The organism is Comamonas sp. JNW (genome assembly GCF_003105075.1).
GTDB classification, from domain to species: Bacteria; Pseudomonadota; Gammaproteobacteria; order Burkholderiales; family Burkholderiaceae_C; genus Comamonas; species Comamonas squillarum.
The window spans coordinates 96532-118932 of sequence record NZ_QETI01000003.1 but is presented as its reverse complement, the minus strand read 5'-3'; the positions used below and the strand labels follow the sequence as shown (position 1 = coordinate 118932).

The following is a 22401-nucleotide window of genomic DNA, read 5'->3' as shown; positions in this document are numbered from 1 at the left end:
ACGGCCGTGTCATTCCACACGGCGCTGCGTTTCGCTCAGCCGCTCACGGGCGGCCACCGCAGGGCGCGCCACGCCACTGGGCGCCGCTGCCTTCCACGGCGCGGCCAATTTGTGCACGCTGGGCACTTTTTTCACCGCCTCGGCAAAATACACGCCGCCCAGTACCGGCCAAGCCGTAGGCCCGACCCTGTCCATCCATTCCCAGCGGCGCAGCCAGGCATCGCTGCGCATCGCAGGGCGAAAGCAGCCAAAGCTGGCGCTTTGCAGCTCCAGCCCCAGTAGCTTGAGCCAGTCGCGCAAACGCCCGTAGCCGATCAGGTTGTGGTCATTGGGCATCGGCGGGAGCTTTTGCAGTCCCGGAATGCGGCGGCTCCAGGTGTGCATGCCCCAGAGGCTGGCAGGGTTGATGCCGCTGATCAGCACCCGGCCTTCGGGCACCAGCACACGGGCCACCTCGCGCAGCACCGCATGGGGGTCGGCGCTCAGCTCCAAGGTATGGGGCAGCAGCACCAGGTCCAGGGTATCGGGGCCAAAGGGCAGTGCATGGGCATCACACAGCAAGCTGGCGGTGACAGGCTCTGTCCGCGTTGCGGGCAGACCCGGCTCGCTTTGTAAAGGCAGTGCAAAGCTCTGTACATCTGCCAGGCGGCTTTGTTGCCACTGCGCGGTCTGCTCGGTCGAGTCGAGCGCGAGCCAACGATGGGGCGTGCGATTGTTGCGCAGCCCCTGCAGCGGGAAAAGCCCGATCTGCAGGCTATGGAAGCCAAAAATATCGGCCACGGCATCGTCGTAACATGTTTGCTCCCAAGACAGCATGTAGCTGCCCAGCGGCGTCTGCCACCAATTTTGCGTGCCTATAATTTGGTCATTCATGCATCTGTTACCTCTGCCCGCTTTCAACGACAACTACATCTGGCTGCTGCACGACGGACAGCGCGCGCTGGTCGTCGACCCAGGCCAGGCTGCGCCCGCGCTGGACGCGCTGCGCCGCCTGGGTCTGCAGCTGCAAGCCATTGTAGTGACCCACCACCATGGCGACCATACCGGCGGCGTGGCCGAGCTGCGCGAGGCCACTGGCGCTCGTGTGTACGGCCCGGCCACCGAGGACATTCCCCAGCCTTGCCAGCCCATGCAGGGCGGCAACACGCTGGAGCTGCTGGGCCTGCAGTGGCAGGTGATCGATGTGCCCGGCCATACCGCCGGGCATATCGCTTATTACTGCGCCGATGTGGCCGGGCAGCCGGTGCTGTTCTGTGGCGATACCTTGTTCTCAGGCGGCTGCGGCCGCCTTTTTGAAGGCACACCCGCGCAGATGCATGCATCGCTGTCGGCGCTCGCTGCGCTGCCCGCCCAAACGCGGGTCTGCGCCGCCCATGAGTACACGCTGTCCAACCTGCGCTTTGCGCAGGCGGTGGAGCCCGACAACCCGGACATCGCCCGCTACCTGGCGCACTGCGAGCAGCTGCGTGAGCGCGGCGCGCCCACCTTGCCCGCGCAACTTGGCAACGAGCTGCGCATCAACCCTTTCCTGCGCTGCAGCCTGGCCACCGTGGCCCGCGCTGCGCAGCAGTTTGATCCCTCCACCCCTGGCAGCGACCCTGTCGCCGTTTTTGCCGCGCTGCGTCGCTGGAAGAACCAATTCTGATGAAGTATCTGTACCTGTGGAGCCTCAGCGCCCTGCTCGCCCTGACTGGCTGCGCCACGACCGAGACCGGCGGCCCGCCCACCGCAGCAGGCGATGCACCGAAGATCAGCTCGGTACCGCACACCCCCAACTACCCCAGCGGCCCCTTGAGCCCCATCAATGCGGCCAGCCTGCAGGGCAATGGCGCCGTCACCAGCCTGGCCGTGCCCGATGATCTCTGGGACCGCATCCGCCGGGGCTTTGCGATGCCCGATCTGGAAAACGACCTGGTGGGCAACCAGGAGCAGTGGTATTCCAGCCGCCCCGATTACATACAGCGCATGACCCAGCGCTCCTCCAAGTACATGTTCCACATCGTCGAGGAGCTCGAGCGCCGGGGCATGCCCACCGAGCTGGCCCTGCTGCCCTACATCGAGAGCGCCTACAACCCGCAGGCGGTCTCCAGCGCCAAGGCGGCCGGTATGTGGCAGTTCATGCCCGCCACCGGCACCTATTTCGACCTCAAGCAGAACATGTTCCGCGACGACCGGCGCGACGTGCTGGCCTCGACCCGCGCGGCGCTGGACTACCTGCAAAAGCTCTACAACATGTTTGGCGACTGGCACCTGGCACTGGCCGCCTACAACTGGGGCGAAGGCAGCGTGGGCCGCGCCATTGCACGCAACCAAAAGCAGGGCCTGGGCGGCGCCTACACCGACCTGAGCATGCCCGATGAGACGCGCAACTACGTGCCCAAGCTGCAGGCGGTCAAGAACATCATTGCCCACCCCGAGCGCTTCCAGGCCGAGCTGCCGCTCATCGAGAACCACCCCTACTTCCAGGCCGTGACCCTGGACCGTGACATCGACACCGCCCAGGTAGCCGAGATGGCCGGCGTCACGATGGATGAGTTGAAGTCGCTCAACCCCTCGTTCAACCGCCCGGTGATCTTCAAGGCCGGCACGCCCCAGGTGCTGCTGCCCTGGGACAACGCCAATGTGTTCCGCCGCAACCTGCAGGCCCATGAAAAAGGCCAGTACGCGAGCTGGACGGTCTGGACCGTGCCCAGCACCATGACCGTGGCCACGGCCGCTGGCATGGTCGGCATGAGCGAGAACGACCTGCGCGCGGTCAACAATATTCCGCCGCGCATGATGGTCAAGGGCGGCTCGTCGCTGATGGTGCCGCGCTCGGCCGCTGTCAAGCAGGATGTCTCCAGCCACCTGGCCGACAACGCCCACATCGCGCTGACCCCGGAAGTGGTCACCCGCCGCACCACCGTCAAAGCCCGCAAGGGCGACACCGTCGCGCGCGTGGCCCAGCGCTACCGCGTCACCGCCGCACAGGTGGCCGACTGGAACGATATCGGCGTCAAGAGCGCCTTCAAGGTGGGCCACCAGGTCGTTCTGTACATGCCTGTGCGCGTAGGCGCAGCACCCGCCCCCAGCGGCGGCCATGCAGCCCGTGGCAGCCGCAGCAGCAACGCCAAAAAGCCCGCCGTGCGCCAGACGGCCACCAAGAAGGCCCCGTCCAAGCGCAGCACCAGCACCACGAAGAAAAAGCGCTGAGGCAGCCCGCGCCACGCCAGCAAAAGACGCTCCCCGGAGCGTCTTTTTTTATGCGCACAGACTTTGCGGACAAAGGCCTCGCACTATGCTGGGCGCAACACAGAGGAGATGGCATGCGCGAAGGATTGGAAAAACTGCTGACCAAGGGGCAAGACAGCGCGGTGCTGCGCTTTGGCCTGGGCCAGGCCTGCTTGAAGGAAGAGGACTATGCGGCCGCCGCGCTGCACCTGGCGCAGGCCGTCGCCCAGAATCCGCAGTACTCGGCCGCCTGGAAGCTGCTGGGCAAGGCCCAGCTGGAATCGGGCGTGCCCGATGCCCGCATGCAAGCGCAGGCGAGCTGGCAGCAAGGCCTGCAGGTGGCGGGGCAGCAGGGTGACACGCAGACCGTCAAGGAGCTCACGGTGTTCTTGAAACGCCTGCAAAAAGCCGCTGAATAAGCAGCCTTAGCGGTGGCGATCACCGATAAAAAAACGGCAAGGCCGCCAAGGCGCTTGCCGTTTCTTTGTTTCACCTTGCTTGCACCCTGCCAGGTGCCGAAGGTCAGTTGTCCAGCTTGGGGTCCAGCGCATCGCGCAGGCCATCGCCCAGCAGGTTGAAGGCCAGCACGGTCACAAAGATCGCCAGGCTCGGGAACAGCGCCACATGCGGGGCATTGAGCATGTCGCTGCGCGCCTCGTTCAGCATCGCGCCCCACTCCGGCGTCGGCGGCTGCGCGCCCATGCCCAGAAAGGACAGGCTGGCGGCCGTGATGATCGAGGTGCCGATACGCATCGTCAGGTAGACGACCACCGACGAGACGGTGCCCGGCAGCAGATGGCGCAGCATGATGACCCGGTCGGGCGCGCCGATGGAGCGCACCGCCTCGATATAGGTCTGCTGTTTGAGCGCCAGCACATTGCCGCGCACCAGGCGGGCAAAAGCGGGCACGCTGAACACGGCGACGGCCATGATCACATTGATCATGCCGTTGCCCAGGATGGCAACGATACCGATGGCCAGCAAGATGCCGGGGAAGGCGAACAGCACGTCGGACATGCGCATCACGCAGCGGTCCCACCAGCCTTCGTAGTAGCCGGCCAGCAACCCCAGGATGGCGCCGATCACCGCGCCGATGGCGACCGACACAAAGCCCGCCGCCAGTGAGATGCGCGCGCCCACCAGGATGCGGCTGAAGATGTCGCGGCCCAGCGAATCGACACCAAACCAATGCTTGGCCGTGGGGGGCGAATTCAGCGCGTCGTAGTCGAAGAAGTTCTCGGCATCGTAGGGCACGATCCAGGGCGCCAGGATGGCTACCAGCACCAGTGCGATGATGAAGACGCCAGCAAACAAGGCCAGCTTCTGGCGTTTGAACTTGCGCCAGAACTCGGCCATCGGCGTGCGCATGCGCGTCGATGCGGCCAGGTTGGCAGGCAGGGACGGCGCAGCAGCGCCGGCGGTAGAGACCGTGTGGGCCGCCGCCACAGCGCGGTCGGCAGATTCAGGAGCGTTCGGAGTAGTCATGGCCAAAGCACCTGCTTAGCGGTAACGGATGGTGGGGTTGATCCAGGCATAAAGCAGGTCGACCACCAGATTGATCAGGATGAATTCCAGCGAGAACAGCAGCACCAGGGCCTGGATGATGGGGTAGTCGCGCATCTCGACGGCGTCGACCAGCAAGCGGCCCATGCCAGGCCAGTTGAACACCACCTCGACAACGATGGAGCCGCCCAGCAAAAAGCCGAACTGCAGGCCCATCATGGTCACCACCGGAATCATCGCATTGCGCAGGCCATGCTTGATGACGACCACGGTCTCCTTCAAGCCCTTGGCACGTGCGGTGCGCACATAGTCCTCTTTGAGGATGTCGATGAAGGAGCTGCGGGTAAAGCGCGCCATCACGGCCGCCACGGCTGCGCCCAGGGTCAGCGACGGCAGCACATAGTGCTTCCAGCTGTCCGCACCCACGGTGGGCAGCCAACCGAGCTTGACCGAGAAATACTGCATCAGCAGCATGCCCAGCGCAAACGACGGAAACGAGATGCCCGACACTGCCAGGGTCATGCCCAGCCGGTCAGGCCACTGGTTGCGCCAGACGGCCGAGACAATGCCCAAAAACATGCCCAGCACCACCGACCAGGCCATGGCCATCACGGTGAGCCAGAAGGTCGGGCCAAAGCGCTCGGCAATCTCTTGCGAGACCGGGCGCTTGGTCCGGATGGATTTTCCAAAATCGCCCTGCAACGCATTGCTGAAGAAACGCACGAACTGCTGGTGCAGGGGCAGGTCCAGCCCCAGGTCCTTGCGGACCAGTTCGATCGTCTCCGGGCCGGCTTCGGGGCCAGCAGCCAGGCGCGCGGGGTCACCGGGCAGCATGTGCACGAAACCGAACACCAGCACCGCCACGATGAGCAGTGTCGGTATCAGCCCGAGCAAGCGTTTGAGCAGGTAGCGATACATGGATTACTTCAGGTCCAGGTCAACAAAGTTGAAGTTGCCGTCAGGGATGACGTAGAAGCCAGACAGGTTCTTGGCACGCACAGACACCAGTTGCTCGGTGTTCAGGAAGATCCAGGGCGCATCCTTCCAGATCTTTTGCTGGGCATCGGCGTAGATCTTGCCGCGTGCAGCGGTGTCGGTGGTCACCAGCGCCTTGGCAATGTCGGCATTGACTTCGGCGTTGTTGTAGTAGGCGGTGTTAAAGCCCCGTGGAGGCGCGCTCTCACCGGCCAGCAGCGGACGCATCGCCCAGTCTGCCTCGCCGGTGGACGAGGACCAACCCACGTAGTACATGCGCACTGCGGCCTTGGCTGGATCCTGCACCGATTCCACTTCAGCGACGCGCTGGCCCGCTTCGAGCGCACGCACCGTCACCTTCACCCCCACCTGCGCGAGTTGCTGCTGGGCAAACTGGATGACCTTCTGGGCGGTGGAGTGGTTGTAGGCCGACCACAGGGTGCTCTCAAAGCCATTGGGGTAGCCGGCTTCCTTCAGCAAGGCCTTGGCCTTGGCAGGATCGTAGGGCCAGGGGCCCAGCTTGGTGGCAAATTCCACGCCCTTGGGCAGCACGCCTTCGGCAGGAATGGCCGAGCCGGCAAACGCCACCTTGGACAGCGCTTCCTTGTTGATCGCGTAGTTCAGCGCCTCACGCACCTTGGGGTTGTCAAACGGCTTTTGCGTCACATTCATCGAGATGTAGCGATGGATGATGGACGGGGCCTTGGTGACTTCCAGGCTTGGCTTCTTTTCCAGATTGGCCACGGCTTCGGGTGGCACCGGGAACGCGAAATGCGCTTCGTTGGTCTGCATCATCGAGGCACGGGTGTTGTTGTCCACCACTGGGCGCCAGGTGATCGAATCGACCTTGGGCAGGCCCTTTTGCCAGTAACCATCAAACTTGGCAACCTTCATGTAGTCGGATGGCTTCCACTCGACAAACTTGAAGGGGCCCGTGCCCACGGGGTGCTGCACGATGTCCTTGCCATACTGCTTGAGCGCAGCGGGCGAGATGATCACGCCCGAGGGGTGGGCGAGCGAGTTGACGAAAGGCGCAAACGGCTCCTTGAGCGTGAACTTGGCGGTGAGATCGTCCACCGCTTCGATCTTGGCGATGTTCTTGTACAGGTTGTAGCGCTTGAGCTTGTTGTCCGGGTTGATCACGCGCTCGAAGGTCTGCTTGACCGCTTCTGCGTTGAAGGGCGTGCCGTCGTGGAACTTCACGCCGCTGCGCAGCTTGAAGGTGTAGACCAGGCCGTCCTTGCTCACCTCAAAACCGGTGGCCAGCACGGGGACCATCTTCATGTCCTTGTCGAAGCCGTACAGGCCTTCGTAGAAGGACTTGGCCACGGCCTGCGACAAGGTGTCGTTGGCGTCATAGGGGTCAGTGGTCGTGAAGGTGGAAGCCACCGCTACCACCACCTCCTTGGCCGCATGGGCCGAAAACGCAGTACCCGCCAGCAGCATGGCGGCGGCGATCGAAGTCAAACGTCGTTGCATATCAACTCTCCTCTTCAGGTTTTGCATCGGCTGGCCCACCACGGCGGCGACCAGACCCACTACATTCTTGGCGTTACTCGGCTTGGCAATCCTGCGCGGGCTCAAGCCGGCTGCAGATCCTGCACCTGGCCGGCAGGCACCGCGGGCTGCGGCATCTCTTGGGCCACCCAGTGGCCCGGGCCCACCTCGCGCATCGGCAGCACGCGCGGCGGGTCGTCCACCCCGCGCACAGGGCTGGGGATCTCGGCCACATTCAAGGTGTGCTGGCGGCGTTGCGTCGGGTCTGCAATCGGCACGGCCGCCATCAGGCGCTTGGTATAGGGGTGCTGCGGGTTCTCGAACACCGCGCGGCGCGGCCCGATCTCGACGATCTGGCCCAGGTACATGACGGCCACACGGTGGCTGACGCGCTCGACCACGGCCATATCGTGCGAGATGAACAAAAAGGCAATGCCAAACTCCCGCTGCAGGTCCATCATCAGGTTGATGATCTGCGCGCGGATCGACACATCGAGCGCAGAGACCGCTTCATCGGCAATCACCACCTTGGGGTTCAGGGCCAGCGCGCGGGCAATGGCGATGCGCTGGCGCTGGCCGCCCGAGAATTCATGCGGGTAGCGGTTGGCAGCAACCGGGGGCAGGCCGACCTTCTCCAGCAGCCATTCCACCTTTTTCTCGGCCTGCTCGCGCGGCAGCAGCTTGTGGATCAGCATGGGCTCCAGAATGCTGTAGCCCACGGTCAGGCGCGGATCGAGCGAGGCAAACGGGTCCTGGAAAATGAACTGGATATCGCGGCGCAGCGCCTGCAGCTGCGCGCCTTGCAGCTTGGCAATATCGCGCCCGGCCACCTGCACATCGCCGGACTGGAAATCGATCAAACGGGCCAGCGCGCGGCCCGTGGTGGATTTGCCGCAACCGGATTCGCCCACCACCGCCAAGGTCTCGCCCGGCTGCAGGCTCAGGCTCACCTGCTCAACCGCATAGACCTGGCGCTTGACGCCGCCAAACAGACCTTCCTTGATCGGGAAACGCGTCACGAGCTTGTTGACCTGCAGCACCGGCTCACCGGCTTGCACGGTCGATGTCTCGGGCGCAGTGGTGTCGGCCTGCGCGCTCTGGCCCAGCAGACTGAAGCGCTCGGGCAAATCCTTGCCGCGCATGGCGCCCAGCTGCGGCACGGCGGCCAGCAGGTTGCGGGTATAGGTCTGCTGCGGGTTGGCAAACAGCTGCACGCAGTCCTGCTCTTCGACCTTGTCGCCGCGGTACATCACCAGCACGCGGTCGGCCACCTCGGCCACCACGCCCATATCGTGGGTGATGAAGATCACCCCCATGGACATCTCGCGCTGCAGCTCCTGCACCAGCGCCAGAATCTGGGCCTGGATGGTCACATCCAGCGCCGTCGTCGGTTCATCGGCAATCAGCAGCGAGGGCTTGCAGGACAGCGCCATCGCGATCATCACGCGCTGGCGCATGCCGCCAGACAGCTGGTGCGGGTGGCGCGTGAGCACATTGCGGGCCTCGGGAATGCGCACCAGCTCCATCATGCGCAGCGCCTCGGCCATCGCGGCGCTGTTGGACTTGCCCTGGTGCAAGCGAATCGATTCGGCAATCTGCTCGCCCACGGTGAACACCGGGTTGAGCGAGGTCATCGGCTCCTGGAACACCATCGCCATATCGGCCCCGCGCACCTGGCGCATCTGGGCGGAGGTGGCCTTGGCCAGGTCGATCGTGCCGGCATGGCGGCCGCGCAGCAGCATCGAACCGCTGTCGATCTGGCCCCCGCCGGTCTCCACCAGCCGCATCAGCGCCAGCGACGTGACCGACTTGCCCGAGCCCGACTCGCCCACCACTGCCAGGGTCTGGCCGGCGTAGACATCGAGGTTCAGGTTTTTGACCACCTGCACCCGCCCCTGCTCGGTCTTGAAGCTCACGGACAGATCGCGCACCTGCAAAACGGGCGGCGTCAGGTCATCGTGGACGGGAGTAGAACTGGGGTTGGACATAGGTAGAAGGGGCAGTGCGGGGCTTCGCGAAGAAGGCACAAGCCGTAAAGCAGGACAGGCACCCGGGTTGGGACAAATCCTTGAGAAAAATCCCCGTGTTGGCAAGAACACTGAGGCATAGATATTCACCTGGGTGACAGTGTTTGCAATTGTAGAAAGCCGGGGGGCGGGTTTGGAGGCAAAACGGCCTATGGTTTTCACCTACGCAATTGCCGCAGAGGCGCGCACCATCGTGGTGCGGCGGCTTGCCCGTTGCAGGCAAGCCACCCCGTCATCGCCGGGGTCGGGTCAGGGCCCGTTGGTGGCCCCCTGCCTCAGCGATGCACGATCACGCTGGAGCCAAGGCGTCGTTGGCATAAATGGCCACGAGCGCCTCGCCATCGATGCCGATCTGGCCCCGGTACATGCCTTCGGAGTTGAAGCACAGCGAGACTTCGCCATCGGCGCCCACCGCAATCAGGCCGCCGTCGCCGCCCAGCGGTGGCAGCACGCGGTGGATGACCTCGGCCGTGGCCTGGGCCACCGACTCGCCCAGCAGCTCCACGCGCGCGGCCACCGTGTGGGCGGCCGAGCCCCGGATAAAGGCCTCGCCCACGCCGGTGCAGGACACAGCCACCACGCCATGCTTGGCATAGGTGCCCGCGCCCACCACGGGCGAGTCACCGACGCGCCCGGGCTTTTTGTTGGTCAGGCCACCGGTCGAGGTGGCGGCAGCCAGCTGGCCATGCACATCCAGCACCACCGCACCGACGGTGCCCATCTTCTTGCGCTCATCGAGCGGCGCGGCCTGGGTCTGGGTCTGGCTTTGCGCGGTGTGGTCCAGCGCCACCTGCTCGCGGCCGGAGGCCAGCGCTGCGGCCTGCACCGTGCGCAGCTGGGTCAGGCGCTGCTCGGTCGAGAACCAGTCGCGCGCCACCATCTCGCAGCCCTGGGCCTGGGCAAAGCGCTCGGCCGCTTCGCCAATCATGAACACGGGCCCGCCCGCCTCCATCAGCGCCAAGGCGGCACGCACCGGGTTGCGCACGGTGCTGACCCCGGCGAGCGAGCCGCAGGCCAGGTCGCGCCCGCGCATCACACAGGCATCCATCTCATGCGTGGCGTCGGCCGTGAACACGGCGCCGCGCCCGGCGTTGAACAGCGGGCATTCTTCGAGCAGGCGCACGGCCTCCACGGCCACGGCTTCGGCAGGGGCACCGGCGGCCAGTTTTTGCTGCGCGCCTTGCAGCACATCGCGCAAGGCCTCCCGGTAGGCCTGATGCTGCGCGGGGGTGATGGAGGCGCGGGTGATGGTGCCGGCGCCGCCATGGATGGCGATCACGGGGCGAAAGGAGGAGGTAGAGATGGTCATAGTGCTTGGGCCGCTCGCGTCGTTGCGCGGCCAGCCGGTTCCAGGTGGTTCAATCAGGAAGAGAGCAGCGGCAGCAGCGTGGCGATAAAGGCCTCGGGCTGCTCATACTGCACCCAATGGCCGCTGTCGGGCAGCCGCACAAAGGCCTGCAGATGGGGCGTGACCGCGCGGTATTGGTGCTCCAGCGCGGGCATATAGCTTTTGTACAGGGCGTCATAGACGCCATAGATCGCAGCGACCGGGCAGGCGATCTGCGGCAGCGACTGCGCCAGGATATCGGTGTTGGCCAGGCGCCGGCGCGGCAGGCGGTCCCGCACGACATTGTGCTGGTGCACGGCCAGGGCCTGGTCGTCGATCTTGGCGGCATCCCAGAGCATCAACGCGCCCAGGTTGTAGCGGTGCATCTCCATCTGCTCGGCAGGGTCGCTCAGATGGCGCCAGCCCTTCAAGCTGAACTGCTTCTCCGGCACCACGCCCATGGCAGGGGCCCCCACCAGCACCAGGCGCTCGACCGCCTGCGGGTAGGCGGCGGTCAGCATGGCCGCCGTCATACCGCCAAAGGAGAAACCCATCAGCTGGCAAGGCAGCAGATTCAGCTGCGCCATGCCGGCATGCAAGGGCGCGAGCATGGCATCGGCGTCGGTACCCACCGCTGGCGGGTCGGAGTCGCCAAAGCCGGGCAGATCGGGCAGCCAGAGTTCATAGCCTTGGGCGAGCAGCGCATCGATATTGCGGATCCAGTGGGTCCAGCTGCCGCTGCCGCCATGGAGCATCACCAAGGGCAGCGTGCCAGGGCGGCGCTCGCCCCAGCTATGCCAGACCACGGTCTGTCCTTCAAAAACGGTGGTCCGCCGTGTCGCCTGGGCCAACAGCGTCTCGTAGAGCGCAGGCAGCGGCAGCAAGCCCGCAGCGCGGGTGTCTAGAACATGGGACATCGCAACGCTCAGGCCGTGGGAGCCAACAACACCTGGGTCACCGCATCGATCGCAATGCTGTAGCCCTGCACCCCCAGGCCGCAGATGACCGCCTTGGCCACCGGCGCAATATAGGAATGGTGGCGGAAGGCCTCGCGGGCATGGACGTTGCTGATATGCAGCTCGATCACCGGCAGCGCCGCGCCCTTGATCGCATCCATCAAGGCCACGCTGGTGTGGGTGTAGGCCGCGGCATTGAGCACCACGCCGGCCAGTTGGCCCTCGCGCTGCAGCTGGCCCGCCTCGTGCAGCCAGTCGATCAACGCGCCTTCATGGTTGCTCTGGTGAAAACGCAGCGCCAGCTGGTTGCGGGCGGCCGCCTGGGCACACAGCTGCTCGACATCGGCCAAGGTGTGGGCACCATAGATGGTGGGCTCGCGCAGGCCCAGCAGGTTCAGGTTCGGGCCGTTCAGTACAAAAACAGTTTTCATCTCAGCTTCCACAACGGACAACAGCTGTGGATTATCCGAGCATTCGGCGCCCCAGCGCACAGCCCAAGCGACAGCTGGGCGGTTGGCCCCCCCCCGGCAAGCACCCATAAAAAAGCCCTGGCGGGCCAGGGCATCGGTTGCGCAAGCTGCCATGCAGCTCAATAGCGGTAGTAATCGCGGTCGTGGCGATGGTGGCGGTAGTAGCGGCCGGGAGGTGGGCCGTAGTACACGGGCGCTGGGCGGTACACGGGTGCGGGGCGGTAGACCACGGCAGGGGGTGGCGGCGCCACATAGACCGGCTGGGGTGCATACACAGGGGGAGGCGCCACATAGACGGGCTGGGGTGCGTACACCGGCGCGGGGGCCACGTACACCGGTGCGGGCACGTTGATACCCACCGACCAGGACACCCGGCTGGCATGGGCGCCAACGCTCATCAGCGCCAAGCCAGTCAGCACCGCAGCGGCGGCCCAGCGAGAGCCTTGTTTCAGCATCGAATTGCGCATATTGATCTCCTTGCGAGAATCCCTGAAAAATGTCATTGAACTTTCAACGCGGCAAGCAGGCAGAAAGATACCAAAGGCTCTGCAAATTATGGTTTCAAGACAAGATATCCTGTTGCAAAGCGTAAATGGCATGCCCAAGTTCGGGTCAGAGCCCCAGAAACCGCAATACGTTCCAGCCATCAGGGTACTCCCTTAGAATACATAACTATGAATGCACCTGCCCCGAGCGCTTCGCACAACGGTAGTGACGAAGTGGTCAAACCCACCAATTTCCTGCGACAAATCATCGAGTCCGACCTCGAAAAAGGCAGCTACGCCCAGCGCCACTGGGGTGGCACGCCTGGCGATGCCCAGCACCACCAGCAGGGCCCGGTCGACCAGGCCAAGATCCGCACCCGCTTTCCGCCTGAGCCCAACGGCTACCTGCACGTGGGCCACGCCAAGTCGATCTGCCTGAACTTTGGTCTCGCACGCGACTTTGGCGGCGTCTGCCACCTGCGCTTTGACGACACCAACCCGGAAAAGGAAGACCAGGAGTATGTGGACGGCATCATCGATGCCGTGCGCTGGCTGGGCTTTGACTGGAAGGACCCGAGCGGCGAGCAAAACCTCTACTACGCCAGCAACTACTTCGACTTCATGTACCGTTGCGCGGTCTACCTGATCGAGCAAGGCCTGGCCTATGTCGACGAGCAGTCGGCCGACGAGATGCGCGCCAACCGGGGCGACTTCACGCGCCCGGGCGTCAACAGCCCGTTCCGCGACCGCAGCGTGGCCGAGAACCTGCAGCGCTTTGCCGACATGAAGGATGGCAAGCTGCCCGATGGCGCGGCCGTGCTGCGCGCCAAGATCGACATGACGGCGCCCAATATCAACCTGCGCGATCCTGCGATCTACCGGGTGCGCCATGCCGAGCACCACAACACCGGCAACCAATGGTGCATCTACCCGATGTACACCTTTGCGCACCCGATCGAGGACGCCTACGAGCACATCACCCACTCGATCTGCACCTTGGAGTTCGAGGACCAGCGCCCCTTCTACGACTGGTTGCTGGACCACCTGCGCAGCGGCGGCCTGATCGATGCGCCCCAGCCGCGCCAGTACGAGTTCTCGCGCCTGAACCTGACCTATGTGATCACCAGCAAGCGCAAGCTCAAGCACCTGGTGGACAACCAATTGGTCAGCGGCTGGGACGACCCACGTATGCCCACCGTCGTCGGCCTGCGCCGCCGTGGCTACACGCCCGCGTCCATCCGCAATTTCTGCGAGCGCATTGGTGTCACCAAGGACTACGCCTGGATCGACTACGCCACCTTGGACGGCTGCCTGCGCGAAGACCTGGAGAACCAGGCCCACCGTGCGATGGTGGTGCTGGACCCGGTCAAGCTGGAGCTGAGCAACTGGGCCGAGGTGTTTGGCAGTGCCGAGCACCTCGAAGCCTGCAGCCTGCCCGCCCTGCCCCACCCGGCAGAAGGCCAGGCCGCGCCTGAGCGCCACTTCAGCCTGGGCCGCGAGGTCTGGATCGAGCGCGAAGATTTTGCCGAAGTGCCCCCCAAGGGCTACAAGCGCCTCTTCCCCGGCAACAAGGTGCGCCTCAAGGGCGGCTATGTGATCGAGTGCACCGGCTGCGAGAAGGATGCCGATGGCGTGATCACCAAGGTGCTGGCCACCGTGGTGCCCGACACCAAGAGCGGCACCCCTGGTGCGGACAGCGTCAAGGTCAAGGCCGCCATCACCTGGGTGGGCGTAGCCGATGGCGTGCAAGCCGAAGTGCGCCTCTATGACCGCCTGTTCACCGATCCGCAGCCCGATGCCGGCGGCAAGGACTTCCTGGCCCTGCTCAACCCGGATAGCCTCAAGGTCGTGACCGCCTATGTCGAGCCCTCGCTCAAGGCTGCGCAGCCCGATGACAAGTTCCAGTTCGAGCGCTTTGGCTACTTTGTGGCCGACCGCCATGACCACCGCAGCGACAAGCCGGTGTTCAACAAGATCACCGGTTTGAAGGATTCCTGGGGCAAGTAAGCGCCAGGCCTGATCCGCTGAACCCCAACCCGCCCCAGCAAGCTGCGGCGGGTTTTTTCATGGGTGTTCAGGCCGGATCAGCTGTCTATCGCGTCTGCAGACCCCGCCTGCTTGCGCAGCTCGAACTTCTGGATCTTCCCGGTGCTGGTCTTGGGCAGCTCGCCAAACACCACCGCACGCGGGATCTTGAAGCCGGCCAAATGCTTTTTGCAGTGGGCAACGATGTCCTCGGCGCTCACCTGGGCGCCAGGCTTGAGCTCGACAAAGGCGCAAGGCGTCTCGCCCCAGCGCGCATCGGGCTTAGCCACGACGGCCGCAGCCAGCACGGCGGGGTGGCGGTAGAGGACATCCTCGACCTCGATCGACGAGATGTTCTCGCCGCCCGAGATGATGATGTCCTTGCTGCGGTCCTTGATCTTGATATAGCCATCGGGGTCCTGCACCGCCAGGTCACCGGTATGGAACCAGCCACCGCGAAACGCCTCCTGCGTGGCTTCGGGGTTTTTCAGGTAACCCTTCATCGCGATATTGCCGCGCAGCATGATCTCGCCCATGGTCTGGCCATCCTGCGGCACCGGAGCCAGCGTCTCCGGGTCGCGCACCTGGGCATCGCGCTGCAGGTGGTAGCGCAGGCCCTGGCGGGCGTTGAGACGGGCACGCTCACCCACATCCATGCCCTGCCAGTCGGGCTGCTGGGCGCAGACCATCACCGGGCCATAGACCTCGGTCAGCCCGTAGACATGGGTCAGGTCAAAGCCCAGCTGCTCCATGCCCTCGATCATCGCTGCAGGCGGCGCAGCACCGGCCACCATGCATTTGACGCCAGCGGGCACGCCTTCCTTCAAGGCGGCCGGTGCATTGACCAGCAGGCTGTGCACAATCGGCGCGCCGCAGTAATGGCTCACGCCATGGTGCTTGATCGCCGCAAAAATGGCCTGCGCATCGACCCGGCGCAGGCAGACATTGACGCCGGCGCGCAGCGCCACCGTCCAGGGAAAGCACCAGCCATTGCAGTGGAACATCGGCAGGGTCCACAGATAGACCGCAAACTTGGGCATGTCCCATTCCAGCACATTGCTGATGGCATTCACCGCCGCGCCCCGGTGGTGGTAGACAACGCCCTTGGGGTTGCCCGTGGTGCCGCTGGTGTAGTTCAGTGCAATCGCGTCCCACTCATCGCCGGGCAGCTGCCAGTCAAAGCCGGCATCGCCCTGGGCCAGCAAGGCCTCGTAGCTGAGGTTCCCCAGCCGCTCGCTGGCCTCGCCGTAGAGCGCATCCTCCACATCCACCAGCAGGATGGGCGCCTGCGATTGGCGCAGCGCCAAGGCCTTGGCCACGACGCTGGCGTATTCGGGGTCCACGATCAGCGCCTTGGCCTCGCCATGCTCGAGCATGAAGGCAATCGTCTGCGGATCGAGCCGGGTGTTGAGGGTGTTGAGCACGGCCCCTGCCATCGGCACGCCAAAATGCGCCTCCACCATCGGCGGCGTGTTGGGCAGCATCACCGCCACCGTGTCGTTCTTGCCAATGCCATGCTGCTGCAAGGCGCTGGCCAGCTGCCGGCAGCGCGCATAGGTCTGCGCCCACGTCTGGCGCAGCTCGCCATGGATGATGGCGAGGCGCTCGGGGTAGACCTCGGCGCTGCGGGCGATAAAGCCCAGCGGGGTCATGGGGGTGTGGTTGGCCCCGTTTTGCTCGAGCCCGGTGTCAAAAATGCTGTTCATCAGTGCGTGTCTCCTCGGCAAACACTGTGCCACAAGCGGCTGACACGAACATTGCACGCTGTCACACGATCGATTGCCGGGATTTGCCATTGCCCAGGGGCAGATTGGGGTGGCGCTGCGGCGGCGCAGCCCGGCATGCGCGACAATAGCCGGGTGTCCATCCCCCAGTCATTTATCCAGGAGCTGCTCTCCCGCGTCGACGTTGTCGATGTGGTCGGCCGCTATGTGCAGCTGAAAAAAGGCGGCGCCAACCTCATGGGGCTGTGCCCCTTCCATGGCGAGAAATCGCCCTCCTTCAGCGTCAGCCCCTCCAAGCAGTTCTACCACTGCTTTGGCTGCGGCAAAAACGGCAATGCCATCGGTTTTCTGATGGACCACACCGGCATGGGCTTTCGCGAAGCGGTGACCGACCTGGCCCAGAGCGTGGGCCTGCCGGTGCCCGAGGACGATGTCTCGCCTCAGCAGCGCGAGCGCGCGGCGCAGGCGCGCGAAAAGCAGGCCTCGCTCACCGACCTGCTCGAAAAAGCGGGTGACGCCTACCGCAAGCAGCTGTCGCAGTCGCCCAAGGCGATTGCCTACCTTAAAGGCCGGGGCGTCAGCGGCGTCACCGCCAAGCGCTTTGGCCTGGGCTATGCGCCCGAGGGCTGGCGCAGCCTGGCGAGTATCTTCCCCGCCTATGACGATCCCAAGCTGGTCGAAGCGGGCCTGGTGATTGAATCGGACGACGGCGAAGGCAAGCGCTACGACCGCTTTCGCGACCGGGTGATGTTCCCCATCCGCAATATCAAGGGCGAATGCATCGGCTTTGGCGGCCGTGTGTTTGGCGATGAAAAGCCCAAATACCTGAACTCGCCCGAAACCCCGGTCTTCCACAAGGGCCGCGAGCTCTATGGCCTGTTTGAGGCCCGCACCGCCATCCGCGAGCATGGCTATGTGCTGGTGACCGAGGGCTATATGGATGTCGTGGCGTTGGCCCAACTCGGCTTTCCGAATGCGGTGGCCACCCTGGGCACCGCCTGCACGCCCGACCATGTGCACAAGCTGTTCCGCTTTACCGACACCGTCGTCTTCAGCTTTGACGGCGATGCCGCCGGCCGCCGCGCGGCCCGCAAGGCGCTCGATGGCGCGCTGGCCTATGCCAGCGACACCCGTAGCATCAAGTTTCTCTTCTTGCCCGCCGAGCACGACCCGGACAGCTTTGTGCGCGAATATGGCGCCGACGCCTTTGCCCGCCATGTGCATGACGCCACGCCGCTGTCGCGCTTCTTGCTCGAAGCGGCCAGCGAGCTGTGCGACCTGGGCCAGGCCGAAGGCCGGGCCCGCATGTCCAGCAACGCCCGCCCGCTATGGAACCTGCTGCCCGATGGCGCCCTCAAGCGCCAGCTGCTCGGTGAGATCGCCGACAAGGCCCAGTTGCCCGCCGCCGAGCTGGAAGGCCTGTGGCAAAAGGCCACTGCGCAAGAGCAGGCGCGCCAAAGCGGCGCTGGCCAGGCCGCGGCCAGCAGCGGCCCGCGCCACGCGCCCTCCTGGGATGCCCCGCCGGTGGGCGCTGACAGCATGCCCGCCTATGGCGATGCGCCGCCCTGGGGCAGCGACACGGCCATGGACCGCTACCCCGGCCAGCGCAACGACAGCTTTGGCGAGCCGCGCGGCGCCCATGGCAGCGGCAACGGCTACACCAAGCGAAGTGGCGAGTGGCGCCCCGGCCAGGGGGGCCGCAAAGGCGGCTGGCAGCCCCGCCCCGAGCCGCAACCGCCAATGCCCAGCGTAGCGGTGACCCGCGAAGACCAGGCCGCGCGCCTGCTGCTGTCGCACATGGCATTTTTGGAGAATTTCTCGCCCGAAGACGCCGCCACCCTTGCCCAGCTGCCCGCCCCCCATGGGCCGCTGTTCGCCTGGGTCGAGCAGCAGTTCCTCAGCCACGGCGCCCAGTCCTGGGCCGTGCTGCGCGAGCACCTGCGAGGCCATGCGGTCGAGGCCTTTGCCACCGCGCTGATGCGGGGCCAGCATGCCCAGATTGATGGCCCGCTCGATGAGATCCGCGCCGAGCTGCGCGACTCCCTCAGCCGCATCGTGCTCGACCAGCTCGAGGAGCAAAACCGCCAGCTGGTTACCCAGGCCTCCGATCCGCAGGCGCTGCGCCGCTACCAGAGCAATTTCCACCGCATCGGCCTGCTCAAGCGCCAGGTCAATAAATAGGCGCGGCTCCAAATTGCCAGGGGGCATATAAAAATATTTGCCCCGATTGCCGTACAGGCCCTTGACATTGGCCAAAAAGGTATAATATTTGACACATCGGCAAGAGCGACAGCAGCACCTCCGGACCGGGCCCGTATGAAGAATCATGCGATTTGCCACCAGCGCAAGTGCCCAAAATACCGCAAGGACTGCATTCCAAATGTTCGCCCCCACATCTTGCCTTGAGGCTTAGCGCCTCGTGCAGCCGCGTTATTCGCCACATTTTGTTGCGTTTTACCGCTGCAGTTTCAATGCGCCGGTGATGGCGCTTGCCAGTTTTCTTTGTGTGTTCTCTTTGCTCTGAGGGTGTCCATGCCAGCTACAAAGTCCGCGAAGTCGTCCGTCAAGTCGTCCACTACCACCAGCGCGGCCAAAAGTGCCAAAGCTACAGCAGCCAGCCCTGCCGCCCAACCGGCGGCCAAACGCGCGACTGCTGCAGCAGGCAAAACCGTAAAAGCCAGTGCTGCGCCCACCCCAGCCAAGGCAGCGACGAAGAAGGTTAGCTCCGTGTCCGAAAAACAACGCCTGTCCCAGGCCGAACTGCTCAAGGCAGCCGATGCCCTGCTCAATGCAGGCGCCCCCAAAAAGCGTGCCGCCAAGAAAAGCGAAGCCGCCGAAGAAGATACCCCGGTGAAGGCCAAGGCCGCCACCAAGACTGCGACCAAGGCCAAGACCGCCAAGGCCGAAGACGACAAGCCCAAGGCGCCGCGCAAGACCGCCGCCAAGACCACCAAGGCCAAAGCCAAGGACAAGGGCGATGAAGATATCGACGATACCGATTTCTCGGACATCGAAGAGGACATCGCGGGCGACAGCGAAGAGGTCGTAGAGGTCTCCGCATCGCCAGACGCGCCGACCGAAAAGGTCAAGCCGCTGCGCATGAAGGTCTCCAAGGCCAAGGAACGCGCCTTGATGAAGGAGTTCGGCCTCGACGAAGCCGTGCTGACCGAAGAGGAAATGTCCACCCGCCGCCAGCGCCTCAAAGCGCTGATCAAGCTGGGCAAGACGCGCGGCTACCTGACCAACGCCGAAATCTCCGACCACTTGCCCGACAAGCTGGTCGATGCCGAGACGCTGGAAGTGGTGATCTCCATGTTGAACGACATGGGCGTGGCCGTCTACGAACAGACGCCCGACGCAGAGACCCTGCTGCTGAACAACACCGGTCAATCGGCCACCACCGAAGAAGAAGCCGAAGAAGAAGCCGAAGCGGCTTTGTCGACGGTCGATTCCGAATTCGGCCGCACGACCGACCCGGTTCGCATGTACATGCGTGAAATGGGCACGGTCGAGCTGTTGACGCGCGAAGGCGAAATTGAAATCGCCAAGCGCATCGAAGGCGGCCTGCAGGACATGATGCTGGCCATCAGCGCATCGCCCGCGACCATTGCCGAGATTCTGGCAATGGGCGAAGAGATCCGCGAAGGCAAGGTGGTCATCTCCACCGTGGTGGACGGCTTCTCCGACGCCGACGAAAACGACGACTACGTGGCCGAAGAAGACTTCGACGAATACGACGAAGAGGACGACGACGACGGCAAGGGCGGCTCCAAGGCGCTGACCAAGAAGCTCGAAGAGCTCAAGAACGAGGCGCTGTCGCGCTTTGCCAAGCTGCAGTCGCTGTTCGAGCAACTGCACGCGGCCTATGACAAGAGCGGCTACGGCTCGTCCCAGTACACCAAGGTGCAGGACCAGCTGTCGGCCGAGCTGATGACCATCCGCTTTACCGCCAAGACCATTGAAAAGCTCTGCGACATGCTGCGCGAGCAGGTCGACAGCGTGCGCCAGAAAGAGCGTGCCCTGCGCAAGATCATTGTCGAGAAGTGCGGTCTGCCCCAGGAGAAGTTCATCCAGCTGTTCCCTGCCAACCTGCTCAACCTGCAATGGATCGAGAAGGAAGCGCAAGCGGGCAACAGCTGGAGCGCCATCATGGGCCGCAATATCCCGCCGGTGCAAGAGCTGCAGCAGAACCTGATCGATCTGCAAGCCCGCGTCGTTGTGCCGCTCGATGAGCTCAAGCTCATCAACAAGCGCATGAACGACGGCGAGCGCGCATCGCGCAATGCCAAGAAGGAAATGATCGAGGCGAACTTGCGCCTGGTGATCTCGATTGCCAAGAAGTACACCAACCGGGGTCTGCAGTTCCTGGATCTGATCCAGGAAGGCAACATCGGCTTGATGAAGGCCGTGGACAAGTTTGAATACCGCCGCGGCTACAAGTTCTCGACCTATGCGACCTGGTGGATTCGCCAGGCGATCACGCGCTCGATTGCGGACCAGGCCCGTACCATCCGTATTCCGGTGCACATGATCGAGACGATCAACAAGATGAACCGCATCAGCCGCCAGCACTTGCAGGAGTTCGGCTTTGAGCCCGATGCCTCCATCCTGGCCGAGAAGATGGAGATCCCGGAAGACAAGATCCGCAAGATCATGAAGATCGCCAAAGAGCCGATCTCGATGGAAACGCCGATCGGTGATGATGACGACAGCCACCTGGGTGACTTCATCGAAGACAGCGCCAACACGGCGCCGGTCGATGCAGCGATGCAGGCCGGTCTGCGCGATGTGGTCAAGGACATCCTCGATGGCCTGACCCCGCGCGAAGCCAAGGTGCTGCGCATGCGCTTCGGTATCGAGATGTCCACCGACCACACCTTGGAAGAAGTGGGCAAGCAATTTGACGTGACGCGTGAGCGCATCCGCCAGATCGAAGCCAAGGCGCTGCGCAAGCTCAAGCACCCCAGCCGCTCGGACAAGCTGCGCAGCTTCATCTAAGCGCTTGCCCAGCCCTGCAAGACCTGCGGATCGCAAGATCCGGATCTTCCCACCCAACCCCGCCTCGGCGGGGTTTGTTTTTGGGCGCAGACTGCCCACGGCGCAGACGCCGTCATTCGCTTTGCGTCACAATCAGCGCCATGCCTTCCGATCTGCCCCGCGCCGTCCAGCCCCTGCCCGCCACCGTGATCACGCCTGAGGGCGCGCTTTTGCGGCTGGATGCGGTTGCGGCCGAAGTGCCGGTGGCGCTGGTGTTCAATGGCATCTCGCATGCAGTGATGATGTGCAGCCCGCAGGACCTGGAGGTGTTTGCGCTGGGCTTTGCGCTGTCCGAGGGCATCATCGACCAGGCAGCCGACTGCTATGGCATCGAGGTGCAGTCGCTGGCGCCCTGCGGCACGGACCCGGAAGCACCGGGCATCAGCGTGGAGATGCAGATCGCCAGCCGCTGCTTTGTGCGCCTCAAGGAGCGGCGCCGCGCCCTCACCGGCCGCACTGGCTGCGGCATCTGCGGCATCGATTCGATGGACGCCCTCGATCTGGTGCCCGAGCCCCTGCCGCAGCTGCCCGACTGGGCCCAGCACCTGGACCTGGCGGCCTTGCAGACGGCGTTTTCTCAGCTGCCCCAGCTGCAGCTGCTCAACCAGCAGGCCGGCGCCGTCCATGCCGCTGGCTGGGCCACGCCGGCCGGGCAATTGCAGGTCGCCCTGGAGGACGTAGGCCGCCACAATGCGCTGGACAAGCTGCTGGGCCATATGGCGCACCAGCAGATGCTGGGCCAGCCCGGCTTGGTGGTGATGACCAGCCGCGCCAGCTACGAACTGGTGCGCAAATGCGCCCGCATGGGCCTGCCGGTGCTGGCCACCATCTCCGCGCCCACCACGCTCGCCATCCAGGTGGCCAACCAGGCCGGTATGCGCCTGTTTGGCCTGTGCCGGGGCCCGCGTGTGGTGCGCTACAGCACCCTCTGACAAGTTCCAGACAGGTACCAAACAGGCACCAGACGGGTGCCAGACAGCGGCAAAACCGGGCGCTGGCCCGGCGGCGCACCGGTGCCACTTCGGCGCTGCAGCGCCTTGCGGACGGCCTTTGCACACTCAAAAACCGTAGCAATTGAACAACACTTCCGCCGCCGCCTGGGTCCAATCGTCAGCTGCGCCTATACATCTTGGCTGAAGAGCTATTAAACTTGTAGCAGATGTTG

17 protein-coding genes are annotated in these 22401 nt (G+C 64.4%); 7 read left to right on the top strand and 10 right to left on the bottom strand.

Going from position 1 to position 22401, the window contains the following annotated elements:
* Positions 1-9: 9 nt before the first annotated feature.
* A complete protein-coding gene (locus tag DCO45_RS06195; RefSeq protein ID WP_116925020.1) occupies positions 10-873 on the bottom strand; it encodes a class I SAM-dependent methyltransferase in 864 nt (287 codons plus the stop codon).
* Between DCO45_RS06195 and gloB the strand changes: the two genes are divergently transcribed.
* From gloB to DCO45_RS06180, 3 genes are all read left to right on the top strand, one after another.
* Positions 872-1645 carry a hydroxyacylglutathione hydrolase gene (gloB, locus tag DCO45_RS06190; protein ID WP_116925019.1) on the top strand — a complete coding sequence of 258 codons (774 nt, stop codon included), beginning with the start codon at positions 872-874 and terminating at the stop codon, positions 1643-1645. The genes DCO45_RS06195 and gloB overlap by 2 nt on opposite strands.
* On the top strand, positions 1645-3192 hold the full coding sequence (locus tag DCO45_RS06185) for a transglycosylase SLT domain-containing protein (protein ID WP_116925018.1): 1548 nt from the start codon (positions 1645-1647) through the stop codon (positions 3190-3192). Before gloB ends, DCO45_RS06185 begins: the two co-directional genes overlap by 1 nt.
* A gap of 113 nt (positions 3193-3305) precedes the next feature.
* Positions 3306-3629 carry a tetratricopeptide repeat protein gene (locus tag DCO45_RS06180; RefSeq protein ID WP_116925017.1) on the top strand — a complete coding sequence of 108 codons (324 nt, stop codon included), beginning with the start codon at positions 3306-3308 and terminating at the stop codon, positions 3627-3629.
* 103 nt (positions 3630-3732) lie between these two features.
* On the opposite strand, the gene gsiD is transcribed toward DCO45_RS06180, so the two are convergent.
* The 8 genes from gsiD to DCO45_RS06140 form a co-directional block, all read right to left on the bottom strand.
* Positions 3733-4695, bottom strand: a complete 963-nt coding sequence (gsiD, locus tag DCO45_RS06175) for a glutathione ABC transporter permease GsiD (RefSeq protein WP_116925016.1) — start codon at positions 4693-4695, stop codon at positions 3733-3735.
* A 15-nt stretch (positions 4696-4710) separates the two neighbouring features.
* The gene (gsiC, locus tag DCO45_RS06170) at positions 4711-5631 is read right to left on the bottom strand and encodes a glutathione ABC transporter permease GsiC (protein ID WP_116925015.1); all 921 of its coding nucleotides are present in this window, start codon (positions 5629-5631) and stop codon (positions 4711-4713) included.
* 3 nt (positions 5632-5634) lie between these two features.
* Entirely contained in the window at positions 5635-7167 is a 1533-nt protein-coding gene (gsiB, locus tag DCO45_RS06165) for a glutathione ABC transporter substrate-binding protein GsiB (RefSeq protein WP_116925014.1), read from the bottom strand.
* A 101-nt stretch (positions 7168-7268) separates the two neighbouring features.
* Positions 7269-9173: a dipeptide ABC transporter ATP-binding protein gene (locus DCO45_RS06160; protein WP_116925013.1), complete on the bottom strand. Its 1905-nt coding sequence runs from the start codon at positions 9171-9173 to the stop codon at positions 7269-7271.
* A 328-nt stretch (positions 9174-9501) separates the two neighbouring features.
* Positions 9502-10521 (bottom strand): isoaspartyl peptidase/L-asparaginase, encoded by a 1020-nt coding sequence (locus tag DCO45_RS06155; protein WP_116925012.1) that lies wholly within the window; start codon positions 10519-10521, stop codon positions 9502-9504.
* Positions 10522-10574: 53 nt separating this feature from the next.
* Entirely contained in the window at positions 10575-11456 is an 882-nt protein-coding gene (locus DCO45_RS06150) for an alpha/beta hydrolase (RefSeq protein ID WP_116925011.1), read from the bottom strand.
* 8 nt (positions 11457-11464) lie between these two features.
* On the bottom strand, positions 11465-11926 hold the full coding sequence (aroQ, locus tag DCO45_RS06145) for a type II 3-dehydroquinate dehydratase (protein ID WP_116925010.1): 462 nt from the start codon (positions 11924-11926) through the stop codon (positions 11465-11467).
* Positions 11927-12084: 158 nt separating this feature from the next.
* Positions 12085-12432 (bottom strand): hypothetical protein, encoded by a 348-nt coding sequence (locus DCO45_RS06140; protein ID WP_116925009.1) that lies wholly within the window; start codon positions 12430-12432, stop codon positions 12085-12087.
* A 207-nt stretch (positions 12433-12639) separates the two neighbouring features.
* On the opposite strand from DCO45_RS06140, the gene DCO45_RS06135 reads away from it, so the two are divergent.
* Positions 12640-14457, top strand: a complete 1818-nt coding sequence (locus DCO45_RS06135; RefSeq protein WP_116925008.1) for a glutamine--tRNA ligase/YqeY domain fusion protein — start codon at positions 12640-12642, stop codon at positions 14455-14457.
* A gap of 77 nt (positions 14458-14534) precedes the next feature.
* Here DCO45_RS06135 and DCO45_RS06130 read toward each other — a convergent pair whose 3' ends face one another.
* Positions 14535-16181, bottom strand: coding sequence for an acyl-CoA synthetase (locus tag DCO45_RS06130; protein ID WP_116925007.1), 1647 nt, complete (start codon positions 16179-16181; stop codon positions 14535-14537).
* A gap of 135 nt (positions 16182-16316) precedes the next feature.
* Between DCO45_RS06130 and dnaG the strand changes: the two genes are divergently transcribed.
* The 3 genes from dnaG (at position 16317) to fdhD (ending at position 22168) form a co-directional block, all read left to right on the top strand.
* On the top strand, positions 16317-18380 hold the full coding sequence (gene dnaG / locus DCO45_RS06125; protein ID WP_232539571.1) for a DNA primase: 2064 nt from the start codon (positions 16317-16319) through the stop codon (positions 18378-18380).
* A 351-nt stretch (positions 18381-18731) separates the two neighbouring features.
* Complete coding sequence (gene rpoD / locus DCO45_RS06120; protein WP_116925006.1) at positions 18732-21197, top strand: RNA polymerase sigma factor RpoD; 2466 nt, start codon at positions 18732-18734, stop codon at positions 21195-21197.
* A gap of 140 nt (positions 21198-21337) precedes the next feature.
* Positions 21338-22168: a formate dehydrogenase accessory sulfurtransferase FdhD gene (gene fdhD / locus DCO45_RS06115; protein ID WP_116925005.1), complete on the top strand. Its 831-nt coding sequence runs from the start codon at positions 21338-21340 to the stop codon at positions 22166-22168.
* Positions 22169-22401: the final 233 nt, after the last annotated feature.

Bases quoted from the DNA above. Each gene is read 5' to 3' on its own strand.
- gloB (WP_116925019.1), top strand. From the start codon at position 872: ATGCATCTGTTACCTCTGCCCGCTTTCAACGACAACTACATCTGGCTG.
- DCO45_RS06195 (WP_116925020.1), bottom strand. From the start codon at position 873: ATGAATGACCAAATTATAGGCACGCAAAATTGGTGGCAGACGCCGCTG.
- DCO45_RS06185 (WP_116925018.1), top strand. From the start codon at position 1,645: ATGAAGTATCTGTACCTGTGGAGCCTCAGCGCCCTGCTCGCCCTGACT.
- DCO45_RS06180 (WP_116925017.1), top strand. From the start codon at position 3,306: ATGCGCGAAGGATTGGAAAAACTGCTGACCAAGGGGCAAGACAGCGCG.
- gsiD (WP_116925016.1), bottom strand. From the start codon at position 4,695: ATGACTACTCCGAACGCTCCTGAATCTGCCGACCGCGCTGTGGCGGCG.
- gsiC (WP_116925015.1), bottom strand. From the start codon at position 5,631: ATGTATCGCTACCTGCTCAAACGCTTGCTCGGGCTGATACCGACACTG.
- gsiB (WP_116925014.1), bottom strand. From the start codon at position 7,167: ATGCAACGACGTTTGACTTCGATCGCCGCCGCCATGCTGCTGGCGGGT.
- DCO45_RS06160 (WP_116925013.1), bottom strand. From the start codon at position 9,173: ATGTCCAACCCCAGTTCTACTCCCGTCCACGATGACCTGACGCCGCCC.
- DCO45_RS06155 (WP_116925012.1), bottom strand. From the start codon at position 10,521: ATGACCATCTCTACCTCCTCCTTTCGCCCCGTGATCGCCATCCATGGC.
- DCO45_RS06150 (WP_116925011.1), bottom strand. From the start codon at position 11,456: ATGTCCCATGTTCTAGACACCCGCGCTGCGGGCTTGCTGCCGCTGCCT.
- aroQ (WP_116925010.1), bottom strand. From the start codon at position 11,926: ATGAAAACTGTTTTTGTACTGAACGGCCCGAACCTGAACCTGCTGGGC.
- DCO45_RS06140 (WP_116925009.1), bottom strand. From the start codon at position 12,432: ATGCGCAATTCGATGCTGAAACAAGGCTCTCGCTGGGCCGCCGCTGCG.
- DCO45_RS06135 (WP_116925008.1), top strand. From the start codon at position 12,640: ATGAATGCACCTGCCCCGAGCGCTTCGCACAACGGTAGTGACGAAGTG.
- DCO45_RS06130 (WP_116925007.1), bottom strand. From the start codon at position 16,181: ATGAACAGCATTTTTGACACCGGGCTCGAGCAAAACGGGGCCAACCAC.
- dnaG (WP_232539571.1), top strand. From the start codon at position 16,317: ATGCGCGACAATAGCCGGGTGTCCATCCCCCAGTCATTTATCCAGGAG.
- rpoD (WP_116925006.1), top strand. From the start codon at position 18,732: ATGCCAGCTACAAAGTCCGCGAAGTCGTCCGTCAAGTCGTCCACTACC.
- fdhD (WP_116925005.1), top strand. From the start codon at position 21,338: ATGCCTTCCGATCTGCCCCGCGCCGTCCAGCCCCTGCCCGCCACCGTG.